At 41.0% G+C, this 13,428-nt stretch carries 19 protein-coding genes; 6 read left to right on the forward strand and 13 right to left on the reverse strand.

Going from position 1 to position 13,428, the window contains the following annotated elements; all coding sequences use genetic code 11:
* The first annotated feature begins 16 nt into the window (after positions 1–16).
* Together FTU75_RS03560 and FTU75_RS03565 are read left to right on the forward strand one after the other, a co-directional pair.
* Complete coding sequence (locus FTU75_RS03560) at positions 17–4,537, forward strand: translocation/assembly module TamB domain-containing protein (RefSeq protein WP_180115146.1); 4,521 nt, start codon at positions 17–19, stop codon at positions 4,535–4,537.
* 153 nt (positions 4,538–4,690) lie between these two features.
* Positions 4,691–5,896, forward strand: coding sequence for an integrase family protein (locus FTU75_RS03565; protein ID WP_180115147.1), 1,206 nt, complete (start codon positions 4,691–4,693; stop codon positions 5,894–5,896).
* On the opposite strand, the gene FTU75_RS03570 is transcribed toward FTU75_RS03565, so the two are convergent.
* From FTU75_RS03570 to FTU75_RS03630, 13 genes are all read right to left on the reverse strand, one after another.
* The gene (locus FTU75_RS03570) at positions 5,893–6,159 is read right to left on the reverse strand and encodes a helix-turn-helix domain-containing protein (RefSeq protein WP_373685842.1); all 267 of its coding nucleotides are present in this window, start codon (positions 6,157–6,159) and stop codon (positions 5,893–5,895) included. The genes FTU75_RS03565 and FTU75_RS03570 overlap by 4 nt on opposite strands.
* Positions 6,149–6,481 carry a hypothetical protein gene (locus FTU75_RS18340; protein ID WP_257223702.1) on the reverse strand — a complete coding sequence of 111 codons (333 nt, stop codon included), beginning with the start codon at positions 6,479–6,481 and terminating at the stop codon, positions 6,149–6,151. Before FTU75_RS18340 ends, FTU75_RS03570 begins: the two co-directional genes overlap by 11 nt.
* Positions 6,478–6,966 (reverse strand): class I SAM-dependent methyltransferase, encoded by a 489-nt coding sequence (locus tag FTU75_RS03580; RefSeq protein WP_180115148.1) that lies wholly within the window; start codon positions 6,964–6,966, stop codon positions 6,478–6,480. Before FTU75_RS03580 ends, FTU75_RS18340 begins: the two co-directional genes overlap by 4 nt.
* Positions 6,963–7,277, reverse strand: a complete 315-nt coding sequence (locus FTU75_RS03585; protein ID WP_180115149.1) for a hypothetical protein — start codon at positions 7,275–7,277, stop codon at positions 6,963–6,965. The genes FTU75_RS03580 and FTU75_RS03585 overlap by 4 nt, the downstream gene beginning before the upstream one ends.
* Positions 7,277–7,642: a hypothetical protein gene (locus tag FTU75_RS03590; RefSeq protein WP_180115150.1), complete on the reverse strand. Its 366-nt coding sequence runs from the start codon at positions 7,640–7,642 to the stop codon at positions 7,277–7,279. Before FTU75_RS03590 ends, FTU75_RS03585 begins: the two co-directional genes overlap by 1 nt.
* Complete coding sequence (locus tag FTU75_RS03595; protein WP_180115151.1) at positions 7,635–8,081, reverse strand: hypothetical protein; 447 nt, start codon at positions 8,079–8,081, stop codon at positions 7,635–7,637. Before FTU75_RS03595 ends, FTU75_RS03590 begins: the two co-directional genes overlap by 8 nt.
* Positions 8,081–8,395, reverse strand: coding sequence for a hypothetical protein (locus FTU75_RS03600; protein WP_180115152.1), 315 nt, complete (start codon positions 8,393–8,395; stop codon positions 8,081–8,083). Before FTU75_RS03600 ends, FTU75_RS03595 begins: the two co-directional genes overlap by 1 nt.
* Positions 8,392–8,625, reverse strand: coding sequence for a hypothetical protein (locus FTU75_RS03605; RefSeq protein ID WP_180115153.1), 234 nt, complete (start codon positions 8,623–8,625; stop codon positions 8,392–8,394). The genes FTU75_RS03600 and FTU75_RS03605 overlap by 4 nt, the downstream gene beginning before the upstream one ends.
* A gap of 9 nt (positions 8,626–8,634) precedes the next feature.
* Positions 8,635–9,150 (reverse strand): siphovirus Gp157 family protein, encoded by a 516-nt coding sequence (locus FTU75_RS03610; RefSeq protein ID WP_180115154.1) that lies wholly within the window; start codon positions 9,148–9,150, stop codon positions 8,635–8,637.
* The gene (locus FTU75_RS03615) at positions 9,150–10,031 is read right to left on the reverse strand and encodes an ATP-binding protein (RefSeq protein ID WP_180115155.1); all 882 of its coding nucleotides are present in this window, start codon (positions 10,029–10,031) and stop codon (positions 9,150–9,152) included. Before FTU75_RS03615 ends, FTU75_RS03610 begins: the two co-directional genes overlap by 1 nt.
* On the reverse strand, positions 10,028–10,471 hold the full coding sequence (locus FTU75_RS03620; RefSeq protein ID WP_180115156.1) for a hypothetical protein: 444 nt from the start codon (positions 10,469–10,471) through the stop codon (positions 10,028–10,030). The genes FTU75_RS03615 and FTU75_RS03620 overlap by 4 nt, the downstream gene beginning before the upstream one ends.
* Positions 10,468–10,824 (reverse strand): hypothetical protein, encoded by a 357-nt coding sequence (locus FTU75_RS03625; RefSeq protein WP_180115157.1) that lies wholly within the window; start codon positions 10,822–10,824, stop codon positions 10,468–10,470. Before FTU75_RS03625 ends, FTU75_RS03620 begins: the two co-directional genes overlap by 4 nt.
* Positions 10,825–11,026: 202 nt before the next feature.
* Positions 11,027–11,695 carry a LexA family transcriptional regulator gene (locus FTU75_RS03630; RefSeq protein WP_180110126.1) on the reverse strand — a complete coding sequence of 223 codons (669 nt, stop codon included), beginning with the start codon at positions 11,693–11,695 and terminating at the stop codon, positions 11,027–11,029.
* A 105-nt stretch (positions 11,696–11,800) separates the two neighbouring features.
* On the opposite strand from FTU75_RS03630, the gene FTU75_RS03635 reads away from it, so the two are divergent.
* The 4 genes from FTU75_RS03635 to FTU75_RS03650 are packed head-to-tail and all read left to right on the forward strand — an operon-like array spanning position 11,801 to position 13,331.
* Positions 11,801–12,040: a helix-turn-helix domain-containing protein gene (locus FTU75_RS03635; RefSeq protein ID WP_180110125.1), complete on the forward strand. Its 240-nt coding sequence runs from the start codon at positions 11,801–11,803 to the stop codon at positions 12,038–12,040.
* Positions 12,041–12,091: 51 nt separating this feature from the next.
* Complete coding sequence (locus tag FTU75_RS03640; protein ID WP_180115158.1) at positions 12,092–12,382, forward strand: ribbon-helix-helix domain-containing protein; 291 nt, start codon at positions 12,092–12,094, stop codon at positions 12,380–12,382.
* Between the two features lie 17 nt (positions 12,383–12,399).
* Positions 12,400–13,098: a phage antirepressor KilAC domain-containing protein gene (locus FTU75_RS03645; protein WP_180115159.1), complete on the forward strand. Its 699-nt coding sequence runs from the start codon at positions 12,400–12,402 to the stop codon at positions 13,096–13,098.
* The gene (locus tag FTU75_RS03650) at positions 13,095–13,331 is read left to right on the forward strand and encodes a hypothetical protein (RefSeq protein WP_180115160.1); all 237 of its coding nucleotides are present in this window, start codon (positions 13,095–13,097) and stop codon (positions 13,329–13,331) included. Before FTU75_RS03645 ends, FTU75_RS03650 begins: the two co-directional genes overlap by 4 nt.
* The last annotated feature ends 97 nt before the right edge of the window (positions 13,332–13,428 follow it).

The raw sequence follows: 13,428 nt of genomic DNA on the forward strand, positions 1-13,428 counted from the left end.
AGGTGATGTGTTTTTTATGACTGAACAAGAACAGCAAGAACCAGAAAACGAAACGCCGGTAGAGCAACTGCCGAAGAAGCGTCGTATTCTTCGAAGTGTCATTTTGACCTTCGTGTTCGTGCTTATCTTTTTGGTGGCTGCATTAGCGGTCATGTTCTCTACAGACAAAGGCAGTAAGTTTTTACTTGACCGTGTTCTGGAACGTCAGCAAATCATTTACTATGAATATGAAGGTGGTAACCTGTGGCGGGGCATTATTTTACGAAATGTTCTCGTTACGCTAAAACCTGTCGATGTAAAGATTGACCGTGCCGATATTACACTCGGTTGGCGTGCCATTATTAATAAAGAAATTCACTTAAATAAGGCAGATGTTAAAAATCTGCAAATTATTACCAAGACCCCACCTAGCGATAAACCTTTTGCATTTAGTGAAATCCGTCTGCCGTTCGTACTTCGTGTCGATCATGCAGATCTAGATCATATGCTGATTAAAACCCATAGTTCAGGTGTGGATTTTTATGACATTGAATTAAATGAAGCGCTTTGGTCAGGGACGGAATTAAAATTTGAAGATACCCGTATGGATATGGGCTATTTATCTGTGCGCCAAGCGTCTGGGAATATGAAATTTGAAGGCAAGTATCCGCTAAATGCTGTGGGTATTGTCAATTTACCTTCACTACGTGAAAGCTTGAACATTCATGATATTCAAGTGGTGGCTAAAGGATCTCTTGATACGATTCAAGCTGGTGTGGCAACTCATACCCCAGATCTTTTAACTGGTTGGGCTGTGGTTCATCCAATGCGTCCACATGTTCCAATGTTTGGTGCACTCAAATTTAAAAACTATCATTTACCGTTACTGACTGAGCAAAAGCTTTTTGCTAAAAATGGTCTGGCAAAATTCAAAGGGGATATTCAGCGTCTCAATTTAGATTTAGACACGGACCTGAGCGGGGCCAATATTCCTGAGGGGAAATATACTGCGCTCATGAGTACGGACTTGGTCAACCAACTCGATATTACTAACCTAAATGGTCAAGTGATGGGCGGCGCTGTCAACTTGGGTGGCGTGGTGAGTTGGAAAGATCAGGTCACTTGGGATGTAAGTGGTCGTTTAGATAAAATTAATCCAAAACATAAGCTGATCCCGCAGGTGGTTCAAGATTTTCTACCTGTGAGTTTAAATAGTAATATTGCGTCCAAAGGTACCCTTGAAAAAGGCATGCACCTGACGGCGTTGGTGGATTTTGATCAATATGAAACTTGGAATTTAAAACTCGATCAAGCGCCTGCTAAAAATAATAAAGCTCAGCCGATGCTGATGGATGTGTCTTGGAAAAATATAGACCGTGCAGTGCCATATGTTGGATGGTTGAGTAGTGATTCGGGCAATGTGCAATTGGCGCTTACAGAAGGTCAGCAAAACATTAATGTGGCGACCACCGTGTCACGACATGAAAAAGGTGCTCTGCCTGCTGGCCAATATCAAGCCAAACTGAATCTGAAAAATAACAATCTTAATGTCCCTGCCTTTAGTTATGTGGCCGACAAAGGTCAGCTCAAGGGTAACGCGGTTGTAGAATTACCTGATCAAAAACGCATGCTGAAATGGCAAGCCAATGTACAAGCACAGCAGTTCAATCCGCAAACCATCGTGGCTGCTGCGCCTGTCGATCAAATTACAGGGTCATTAAAAGCCAATGGTTATGCAAAACCAAATCAACAGATTATTCAGCTGAATAATATTGATTTATTAGGCCGACTAGCACAGCAAAATGAAACGGTTCATTTAACAGGTCAATCTACTGCTGCGCTGACTTTCCATGATGAGAAACAAGGTGGAGGCTTTAAAGCTTTTGCTGTGAATTATGATGGTGGCCTCAATGCAAGCCAAGTTGCCGCAAGTAAAGGCAGTTTGATTTTCAAAGTATCTGGCACACCTGAATTAATTAAAATAGCCGAACTGCGTCATGATGGCGTGGCAGGTAAGATTTCAGCCAATGGACAGGTTTTACTGCAAAAAGCCATTGGTTGGGATATCAATGCATCACTGGTGCATTTTAAGCCGCATTATTTTGCCTCAAATGTACGGGGTGAATTATCTGGAAATTTAAAAACCAGTGGTGTGTGGTCAGATGCGCTAAAACGTATTCAAATTGAACGTCTGAATTTGGCAGGTATGATCAATAACAAACCTGTCCGTGGTCAAGGTAACTTGGCGATGGTGATTAATTCAAATCAATCCGGCTTTATGCCAAAACAGTTTGAAGCGAATAATTTGCTGTTGGCTTATGCCAATAACCAAATTCAAGCCACTGGTAATGCACAAAATTTACAATTGAAAATTAATGCACCAGCGTTATATGAAATTTATGCAGGCCTACGTGGACGTGCTTATGGCTACTTAAATGTTCAAGCACAGCCACGACTGCAAGCATCTGCCAATATCGCAATAGATGATTTTGCTTTTAATAATTTATTCAGTGTGAAAAAAATACGGGTGCAAGGCGAGTTGCCAACTTCTGCGACTTCACCAAGTTTATTAACGGCAACGATGGATAATTTACGCAGTAACAACCGTGAGATTGTGAAAGGTCAAATTTCACTGGCCGGTACACGTAATGCGCATTTATTAAAAGTCAGTGCTGAAAATAAATTAACAAAATTTTATGTGCAGTTAGCTGGTGGTTTTAACGCACAAAATAATTGGCTTGGTCAGATTCAAAAAGGCGATTTTGACTCCTTGCGTACACGTCTTGTGCAGCGTCAAAATGCATCGATTATTTACAACACTGCACAGTCTGACTTATTTGTTGGCGCACATTGTTGGATGAGTCAGCAAAGTGAATTATGTTTTGATCAGCCGATTCGTGTGAATAAAAACCGCGGCAATGTATCTTTTGTGACAAAGAACCTAGACTTAAATGATTTTGCAGCATTTATGCCTGAAGGCCTGGCGATTACGGGTAAAGTGAATGGTTATGCGAAAGCGTCTTGGGCGAAAGGTGCAAAACCTAAAATTGATGCACGATTAGTGACTCGTGACGGTTTACTCGGTTTAGCAGCGGAAGATCCACAGTATTTAGCATCCACTTTAAAATATGATGAAGTAGGTTTGATTGCGAAAAGTGTCGCTGAAGGGCTACAAATTCGACTCGATACCAAAGCTCCTGATATTGGTACAGGTTATGCCAATATTATTATTGATCCATATAAAGCCAATAAACCGATTCGCGGTGAAGTGGCCTTTAACCAAGTTCAATTGAAAATCTTAAAACCATTTATACAAGATGTCCGTTCAATGGGCGGCACGTTGTCTTATGCGGCAAAAATTAGTGGAACATTGTCTCAGCCTTTAATGGATGGTGAGATTCGAGTGAAAAATGGCTCGATTAGCATGATTTCATTACCTGTGAACTTGACCAATATTCAGTTGTATTCTGCTGTACGTCAAAACCACGCGACGATTGATGGTGCATTTAATAGTGGTCGTGGTGTGGGCAAATTAACCGGAAATATTGACTGGAAAAATGATCCACGTATCCAGTTGAATTTAACGGGTAAGGAAATGTTGGTCCGTCAAGCACCATTGATCACCGCTGTTGTAACGCCTGATTTATCTTTAGATGTGCTGCCTTTCAGTAAGAAATTAACCTTAAAAGGTAAAATTGATGTGCCGCGTGCATTGATTTCGATGCCGGAATCTTCTGCAACAGTGGTTGGGGTATCTTCAGATGTACGTGTGGTACATGAAGGTGATAACCAACTTGAAATCTTAAAATCGGCACGTCCTTGGGATATTCGCGCTGACGTGCAGGTAAATATTGGTAATCAAGTGATTTTCCAAGGTTTTGATAGCCGAATTCCGTTGATTGGTCGTTTGAATTTGACACAACGTGGATTAGAAACAGCAATGCGTGCCAATGGTGCAATCGGTGTTTCTCAGCGTGTGAAAATCGAAGCTTATGGTCAAAGTCTGGACTTGAACCGTGCGATTGCTCGTTTTAATGGGCCATTGGCGAACCCAACTTTAGATATTGATGCCAATAAAGCCGTACAAGGCAGTACCGTTGGTGTTCGTGTGACGGGTACAGCATCAAGTCCTGCAATTCAGGTGTATAACGATGCAGGTCTGTCTGAACAAGAAGCCTTAAATGCCTTAATTACAGGTCGTATTAATGAAGGAAGTTCAGGTTTAAGTCAGGCGGAAGGTTTCCGTTCTGATGTGAACAACACGATTGCTGCAGCCGGTATTAGTATGGGCTTGGGTGGTACACGTGCATTGACCAATCAAATTGGTCGTACATTTGGTTTGAGTGGTTTGGCATTGGATGCTCAAGGAACAGGGGATGATACTCAGGTTTCTGTGACGGGTTATATCACACCTGACTTATTCATTCGTTATGGCGTCGGGGTATTTACACCAGTGAATAAACTGACCTTACGTTATCAAATGAATCAACGTTTGTACTTGGAAGCGAGTCAGTCTTTAGAGCGTGCAATTGACTTATTCTATAACTGGCGCTTCTAGTAGCCAGAAAATATAGTGTGATTTAAGTTGTTGTTATATATTAATTTATTATACATCACATCTACACTAAAAAATAACGTGTAGACTATATGTAGACTGTTGAGTAATTTCAGGCTTAAAATGCAAGTGTCGAATTTGTAAATTAAGCTTGAAATGAAACTCAACAAATCTAATGTTGATGCTATTGCATTGACTGAAAAAGGGCAAGCCATCTATCGTGACTCAGATTTGATTGGTTTTGCAGTCCGAGCTACAACAAAAAGCAAATCTTATATTGTCGAGCGGAGACATGCCGGGAAGCTGTTCCGTGTGACGCTAGGCAAGACTAATGAGATTACACCTGCAGAAGCCAGAAAAAAGGCTCAGTCCATTTTGGCTGATATTGCTAATGGTGTTTTTGAGAAAAAGAAAGATGCCTTAAATAATGAGATCACATTAAGTCAGGCGTTCGACCTGTACTTAAAGCAAAGAAAATTAAAACCGCTTTCTGTGAATACCTACAATCACTGCATTAATACCTTTCTTCCAGACTGGAAAGAACGGCCTATATTTGAAATCAATAAAAAGGATGTATTTGACCGGTTCATTAAGCTGACCGAATATAGCCCCACTCAAGCCAACCTTACTTTAAAAATGCTTGGGTCCATCTGGCGCTTCGCCCAAATCCATTGCTCAACTGATGAAAATCCCATTCTCAAACAAAACCCGGTTGATGTGATTCCTGCAAAACGTGGCTGGAATAAAACTAAAGCACGTACACGCCACCTGGATGAAAGCAATATCCATACTTTTTACAATGCAGTCCTGAATTACTTCACTGAGCGCTCTTTATATGAAGATGCCTCCAAGAATGCCACACGTGATCTGGTGCTATTCATCATGTATACCGGGTGCCGCAGAAATGAAGCACAAACCCTGAAGTGGGAAAATGTAGATATTGAGAAGGGCTTATTTGTCTTTAAGGATCCAAAGAACGGTGATGACCACTTATTACCAATGGGTGACCATCTTTTTGAGATTATCAAACAGCGTTACGAGCTGCGAAGAAATGACTATGTTTTTCCGGGCTCCAATATGACATCAAATGCGAAACATATTGCAGGCGCTCAGGGCTTGCTCAGAACTATTGGTGAGCAGACCGGTATTCAAATTTCATTGCATGATTTGCGTCGAACCTTTGCGACGATCTGCAACAATTTGGATTATGGTCCATACACCATTAAGCGACTTTTAAACCACCGTTCCGGCGCTAAAAATGATGTGACTGGTGGGTATGTGCAGGTATCACTCAAAAAATTACGGCTTGCAATGAATGACATTGAAGCCGTGTATCAAGGTAAGCTCAACTGCTTCGATTAAGAGGCAAGTTGGGCTGTATTCATTACTGTCTGTCGCTCTTGGTAGGTCAGCACATCCGACTTCTTGTAAGTTACACATCGGCCTACCTTAGTGTAAGGGATTCCACCACCCACACAGCGCAGGCGCTGCAAGGTGTGGACAGAGCAGGAGAGGTAAATTGCTACATCTTCCTGCGGAAATAACTGCTGGTCTGATGCAGCAAGGAAGCGATCTAAACGCATATCTTTATCTTGCTGCGACATTTCATTTAGCTTAATTTTCACTTTTCACCTCCGATCTTTTACCCGCTTTGATTTCTTCGGGTGTGGCGTGTCTAAACTCATCATTCTTAACTAAAAATCCATCTTCGGCATAAGCGTAGCCAATGTAAGCGCAATTACTCACTTTTTCAGACCACATTGCAAAAACCATCAATTCATCTTCATGGATTATATAATCACCCATTTCAAAAATATTATTGGCGCGGCGGTGTTCTAATAATTCCAGTCTATACTTCTCTAAATATCCATGCTTAACATGAATCTCATTCTTATCTAGCCAGTTTTTTGCTTGTGAATAACCACCCAACTGTTCAATTAGATTCATGACACCTCCTTCAAACTTTCCACTTTCATAAAAGTGATCCAATGTGTATTGGCACGCTTACCACTAATATGACCAAACACTGGCTTTTGATCTGTGAATTCTAATATTTCACCAACCTTAATTTGTGTCTCATTCCATTTGAAAATTAAAACACCATTGTTGGCCAACACGCGAAAACACTCTGAAAAACCTTGGCGAATATCATCGCGCCAATTCTCATGCAACTTTCCGTACTTCAAAGCCAACCAACTCAGTGGGCCAGCCTTTACCAAATGGGGTGGATCAAATACCACTAAGTTAAATTGGCCATCGTTAAATGGCATATCGCGAAAATCCATCTCAATGTCAGGCGAGACTTCAAGCGATCGACCATCACATAAAATATGGCTTTCTGAGCGAATATCCCCAAAAACCACATTCAGATTCGCACGATCAAAATGAAACATGCGAGAACCACAACACGGATCTAAAACTTTAGCTGTCATGCAATCTCTCCCAAAGCTACAACAACATTTCTAGGCAACCCGCTCAAATAACAACTAAACAAGTGGTAAAGCTCATCCGCATTCATTTCATTAACTTCGATCATGCCGCCTGTACCGCTTATTACACACTGACGTGACCAACCGCGCATATTAAAAGTAAACTCATTGTCGTAATCGACTGCATTCACAATCGCATTAAATAATTCAACTTCCTGCGCATCCCAATTTTCAAAGTAGGGCATGTCTTTAGAAGTTAAGTTGTCAATTTGGATCTGAGCGAATTGAGGTTTTGTTAATTGAATTTCAGTCATCACACACCCCCAAATATTTGACGCAACGCTGCGACTACTTGCCTGATTTCTTCTTCGGTGCGCCATGCTCCAAATTGAATTACAGACTCCGCTGGATCGTAATCTCCATATACATATCCGCAGCCATAATCAGGATTCAAAAACCATATTTCATCACCATCTTTTGGCTCAAAAGGCGCAGGCACCTCAATCCCATTAATCGTGATTGTTTGAGGTTTTAGGCGAAGCTTACAATCTATCAAAGCAGATATAACAACAAACTCTTTATCTATCAAATTCCACTTGTTATCGTCCTCAAGATATTCAACATCCTCACCATTCTCCAAAGCAATCAACGCTTCTTTGCCACTGATTAGATTAGTCATTGGCTGGCTCCTGTGCTTTTAAATCAACTAAGCCGATACCTCGATCTGCTAATTGAAAATCAACAGTGTATTCAACAAGCGAGTCAATATAAGGTGCATGCCAAATTTCAAACCAGTCACAGCTACCTTTGTATTTTTTTGCTTCTTCTAGCGTCGCACACCAAAAAAAGTTTTTATGTTTCGCACCATAGCCTGCTTGATACCAGAACTTCATACAGTTACCTAGTTGACTGCGTAAGTCGCGGATGTAATAACCACCTTGACGTTGTGCTACTTCCGGCACCGCTTGGGCTTTGGCTCTTTCTATCCAACAATCCCACATCCAGGTAACTTCATCATACAAATACTGATCACCATTAGTTTTGAAGGCTTCTTTAGAATCAGTAAAAAATTTACTGGCATGTTTTTCAAACGCTTCTCTTTCTTTTTTAATATTCATCACGCCACCTTTGCCAAATTGTTCATCATCACAGCCTTGCGATACTTGCTCGCCATAGCTAGTCTTAAATCCTGAATAAAACCTTTCCCATTGTTGAAATACTGCTTTAGAAAAAGCTCATAACGCTGAGATAGGTATTCGTCCAATTCGTAAAACTCTTTAATTTCGTGACGCTCGAAAGGAATCACGCTGCGTTTCACACCATCGCTAAATTGCTTTTTCACAATCATGGCGTTTTTCTTGAGTTCAATTTTGTGACCGCCACGATCTAGCCATTCGATAAAGGCGGGTGAAATGCTGTTTGGTAGTTTCATGCTGCCACCACTTTTTCATAAAATGATTCAATGGTTTCGCTTTCAAAAACAAAGCAACCACCATGACTAGCTGCATCAATCATAAAAACTGAAATGCCTTTCACTTCCCTGATTTCATCACCAAATGGCAAGTCATCAGCACCCGAATAACCAACAATCACTTTGTTTTCAGTGACGCACTCAATCCGTGAAACATTAAGAATCGTGTTGCCAATTTTTAAGAATTTCATGCTGCCACCTCACTTAATCGCAAGCTTTTTAGTGCGCACAAACTCCACACCTTCAATTTTTGCACCTTCTTTAAAAGCTAATTTCAGCGCATTCTTATTCACAGTGATGGTGGTTTTCGTGGCCTTGAATTGAGAAGGAATAGCATCCTCATCCTTAACAACAACCGAGATAGGGTTTTCACGAATTTTTACAGATAATAAAGAGTCTTTAATTTCTAGCTTCCCAAAATTCTCCATCTGCCACATCAATAAGCCAGATAGATTTGCATAGGCGTTGCTAATATTTTTCCGCTTATTGGTTAGGCGCAGAATTTCCGAGTCAATCATCACCTCATCTTTAGACAATTGATTGAGGTACTTGGCAACATTAACTGCCTTGTTCTCCCAATCTTCTTCTTGAGCAACCATTTGCTCAAGAAGCTCTTGCACACGCTCATCATCAGCACTAATACCCTCATCCAATAGATCTTGGATTTTTTCAACAGTGTCACCAAGAGCAGAGCCGAAGTCATATAAAGTAGTCATTATGCTGTTCCTTGTTGCTGAGTGAGATTGGTTTTACGAGAGCTGCAAGCACTTATGATTTCAGCCTCGCACTCAGTGCCCTTGAATTGCGAGTAAATAATTCCAAGTTCGGAAATGTCGTTTGTTGAATTGATTCGAGATAGAGCTTCAGAAAAAGCCTCTTGCAGAGCCTCTTCTTGGCTCTTGCCATCATTTAGCCAAGCAACAAGCTTTTCACCAGTTTCGCGCGTGATAATTTCACCATCGGTGTTGAATAGCTTGGTTCGATCTTTGGTTGGTGTAACAAAGTGATTGTCATGAACAACATCAAGAGCAACAGTTAATTCATACTCGTAACCATCACGCTGTTCAGCCTTCATCCCTAATTTCACAATCTTTTTGCCTTCACCTTGTACGGTTTCGGTTTTTGCACGGGTGGTTGTGATGATGTGCATATCGGTCTGTAGGATTGCATCAATAAAACGACGGTGCCGCGGGGTGGTATCTGACCAAGCAGACCATATATTGCCTTTAAATTTAGTGCGGGCAGCCATGTCATTAATTTCCAAGCATCCACCGGTACCAATCCATTCATGCGAGGCGCTATCTATAATCAAAACCTCATACCCCATGTTGTAAGCTGCCAAAATAGCACCTGCAAAACGCTCAGGAGTGTAAGGGGGGCGCAAAGGCAAGGTGTCAAACTTAAAATCGTTTGCGTACAAACTTGCTGACTCATTTTCCGTGTCAATCAAAGCAATTTTAGAGGATATTCCGCTTGCCATTAGGAGTGCCGAGTAAGTTTTGCCTGAACCGCTTGGGCCGTTTAAGTTCAGCTTTAGTTTTGCTTTTTTACGTTCAGCTTTTTGAAAAGAGAACGACTCGTTAGTTTGATTATTCATCCGTAAATCTCCTCTGCCATATCCTCAGCAACATAAGTGGCTTGCTGTTCACACTCATCTTTGAAATGTTCTTCTGCCCATTCTTCGATAAGCGTGTTTAGCTGGTGTTGTTGATCTGGTGTTAAGTGAAAAGGCTGACCTTCAATTGCTGACACACTTTCAACATTAATAATGGTGGCAGTGGCTCCTTCGATAGCTTTCCATGATGGAATGTCAATCCAATGATCTTGCTGTGGGTCAGTTGTCTGATTCACATTGAAAGATGTGTCGCAAGCCAAAACTGGCATTGAACATTCGATTAATGCATCGCTATAAGCATGTGACTTGTGCATTAGAGAAAATTGCACTTTGCCGTCTTTAATTGCGATGCCAGAAACCACTTTCATATCTTGGAAAACAGCAGCGACACAAAAAGAGTCAAAATTTGCTTTGATGTTCATTGATCACCTCGCAAAATCGCAGCGTTAATATTTTGAATATCCACCTGATCGATGTATGCATTTACTTCGATACCGTCTTTGGAAACGCTCATTGGTTCCATGTAGCGAATTGACTCACCATCAAGCCCATATTCAACAAATACTTCGTAATCACCGATAGTAATTAGCGCAGGGCATTGCTCAGCACAAAATTTAAGTTTTTGCTTAAGCTTTACTTCGCCTGTAACGACAACTTGATTGTCGTCAATCGGTGCGGTTGTGGAGGCAGGTGATATTGAAAATGCACCAACAATGAATGCTGCAAGTGCAAGAGCACTACCAGCAAACTTGATTTGTTTCTTGTTACTATCCATAATGGTCCCCGTAGTTCATGCCCCGCATCCGCCAAGATTGTTCGGGGCTTTTTATTGATTACGAGGTTTATGTTCAGATAATTGAACTATAATGTCAATACTTTGAACACTAAAAAGTAAAAAATAATTCAGAAAACTGAACATGTATTTATTTTTTTGAATAAAAAAGCCCGCGCAATGGCGGGCTAAAATTATGATTTTATTAAACTAGATTGAATTTCTTAGCGGGTCTGAACGATCCAACATATTTACCAACTAATACACAATTTTCTTTGAGCGGGATGACTTGCTCGCTCCAATTTGGGTTTAATGGTTTTAGGTAATAACCATTAGTTTCAACTATAAGAGCTTTAAATGTTGCCTCACCGTCACATTTAACTACAACCATCTCACCTGTTTGAATATTTCCCAACTCCCAATCAGGATCTATACAAATTTTCTCACCCTCTTCAAAGTGTGGTGCGTTGCTTAAACCTCTAACTTCTAAATAAAAACTTCTTTTACCTGCGCCCGGCACAAGGGGAAGCATTTCACAATCTTCGATATTATTAATAGAATCCATATCTGTCCAACTACCTGCCTGCACCCACGATATTAATGGTGCATAACCTACTGATGCAATTGGACTTAATGATACATTTCCATCTAGGCGACCTGATTTGTCGTCATCTTTACCTGTCAATATCCATGTTGAAGTTGTTCTTAACGCAGTTGCAAGTGAGTCTAAATATTTGGCGCTTGGGCTATTAGGTCCATTAATCCATCCTGATACTGTGCCTCTTGCAGCCCCAGTAGCTCGCATTAAATCAGCTTGAGATAAATTTAATTCAAGCATGCGCTGTTGAATCCTTTCAAAAACGGTTTGCTGCATGGCGGAGTACTCTATTGTTGATGTTCAGAATTATGAACAATTAATTCGACAATTACTTGAACATGTTGTTCAATAAATTGAATGAAATTGTTCAAGGTTTTGAATATGAATATCCAAGATCTCATTAGTCATTACGGAGTTAAAAACAAATCCCAATTAGCGATAAAGCTAAAGGTGGGCCGCTCAACAATGACTGAATGGGAAGACAACGGAATCCCTCCGCAAATACAAGCAACTTTCGAGGTGCAAACAAATGGTGTGCTTAAAGCAGATCGTTCAGCCTTGAATTTACGATTTAAAACGTTTCGTGATTCTGAAACGAAGCCACAAGCCTTAACGGCATAACCAATAAAAGCACCAAGGACTAGGGGAGTCTTACCAGTGGGAGTCGACGAAATGCAAGAAGCCTTAAATTTAGGTTTTCTAGATATAAACGGGAAGAAAACCGATTCTACATCGGTGCGAATGACACATGAAGCACTGCAAGCCATTGACGCTTTGGCTGCCATGGATGATGTAAAGCGTTCAGAGTGGATTCGTGATGCTGCCATAGAAAAGCTCATGAAATTCAAGAAACAACATGAGTATCTCAGCAAGGCATTCGGTAATACCACGAATACAGTGAATACATCGTGTGAAAACGAAAAAAGCCCAGTAGCGCGAACTACTGAGCCTTTGTGTAAATAATCTAGGGGATTAAATACATGGAAATTTTAACACAAAATCAAAGCATGGACAGCCAAGAAATAGCTGAACTTGTTGATTCGCGCCATGACAAAGTTAAGCAATCTATCGAAAGACTAGCTGAGCGTGGAGTTATTACTTTACCCCCAATGGGGGAAAAGCCTACAGCAGGCCGTCCAAGCAGCTTTTACATCTTTTCAGGTGAAAAAGGCAAGCGCGATTCAATTATCGTTGTTGCTCAACTCTGCCCAGAGTTCACTGCACGTCTTGTTGATCGTTGGCAGGAGCTTGAAGCTCAAGCTTACCAACCACAAAAACCAACTGAATTATCCCGCATGGATCTAATCCAATTAGCCCTACAAGCTGAGCAGGAAAATATTGAGTTGCGGGGACAAGTCGCAATCCTCGAACCAAAAGCAAAAGGCCTAGATCGCATTGCTGACTGCACTAATGTTTTAGGGATTCGTGAGGCCGCTAAAGTTCTCAAGGTTGGTCAAAATCAATTAACGCAATACCTACTGGACCACAAAGTCGTATATCGCGACAACTTTTCGAAAATTCAGGCCTATCAAAAGTCTATTGATCAAAAGCTTGTGCATGTTGTGACTTCTGCACCTCGATTATTTGAATCGGGTGAAAAGGTATTTACGCAAGTGAAGTTGACTCAGAAGCTTATTACTCGCATTGCGAAATGGTTAGAGAAAGGAGCAGCGGCATGAGAGCTTTAAAGTTTGGTGACATTGTCGAGTCTTTAATTGACGACACTTTTACTCACAATGGCACAACCTACAAAACACTTATTAAAGGGCATCGCTACAAGGTTGTTGGGTTTGATATTTCTATTCATCCAGATCCTTATCCAATTGAACTACAACCTATTGGTGAGCCTGACACTTCTGTTTACGCAAAAGCAAGTGAACTTAAGCTAGTGAGTGAAGGGGTGGCGGCATGAGAGGATTAACTCACGGCACAAATAGTGGTTATCAGCACCATAAATGCCGCTGTCTTGATTGTTGTGATGCTAAGCGTAAATACGAAGCGGAACGTAA

Origin of the sequence: Acinetobacter sp. YH12140 (assembly GCF_013418475.1) — a bacterium.
GTDB lineage: Bacteria > Pseudomonadota > Gammaproteobacteria > Pseudomonadales > Moraxellaceae > Acinetobacter > Acinetobacter amyesii.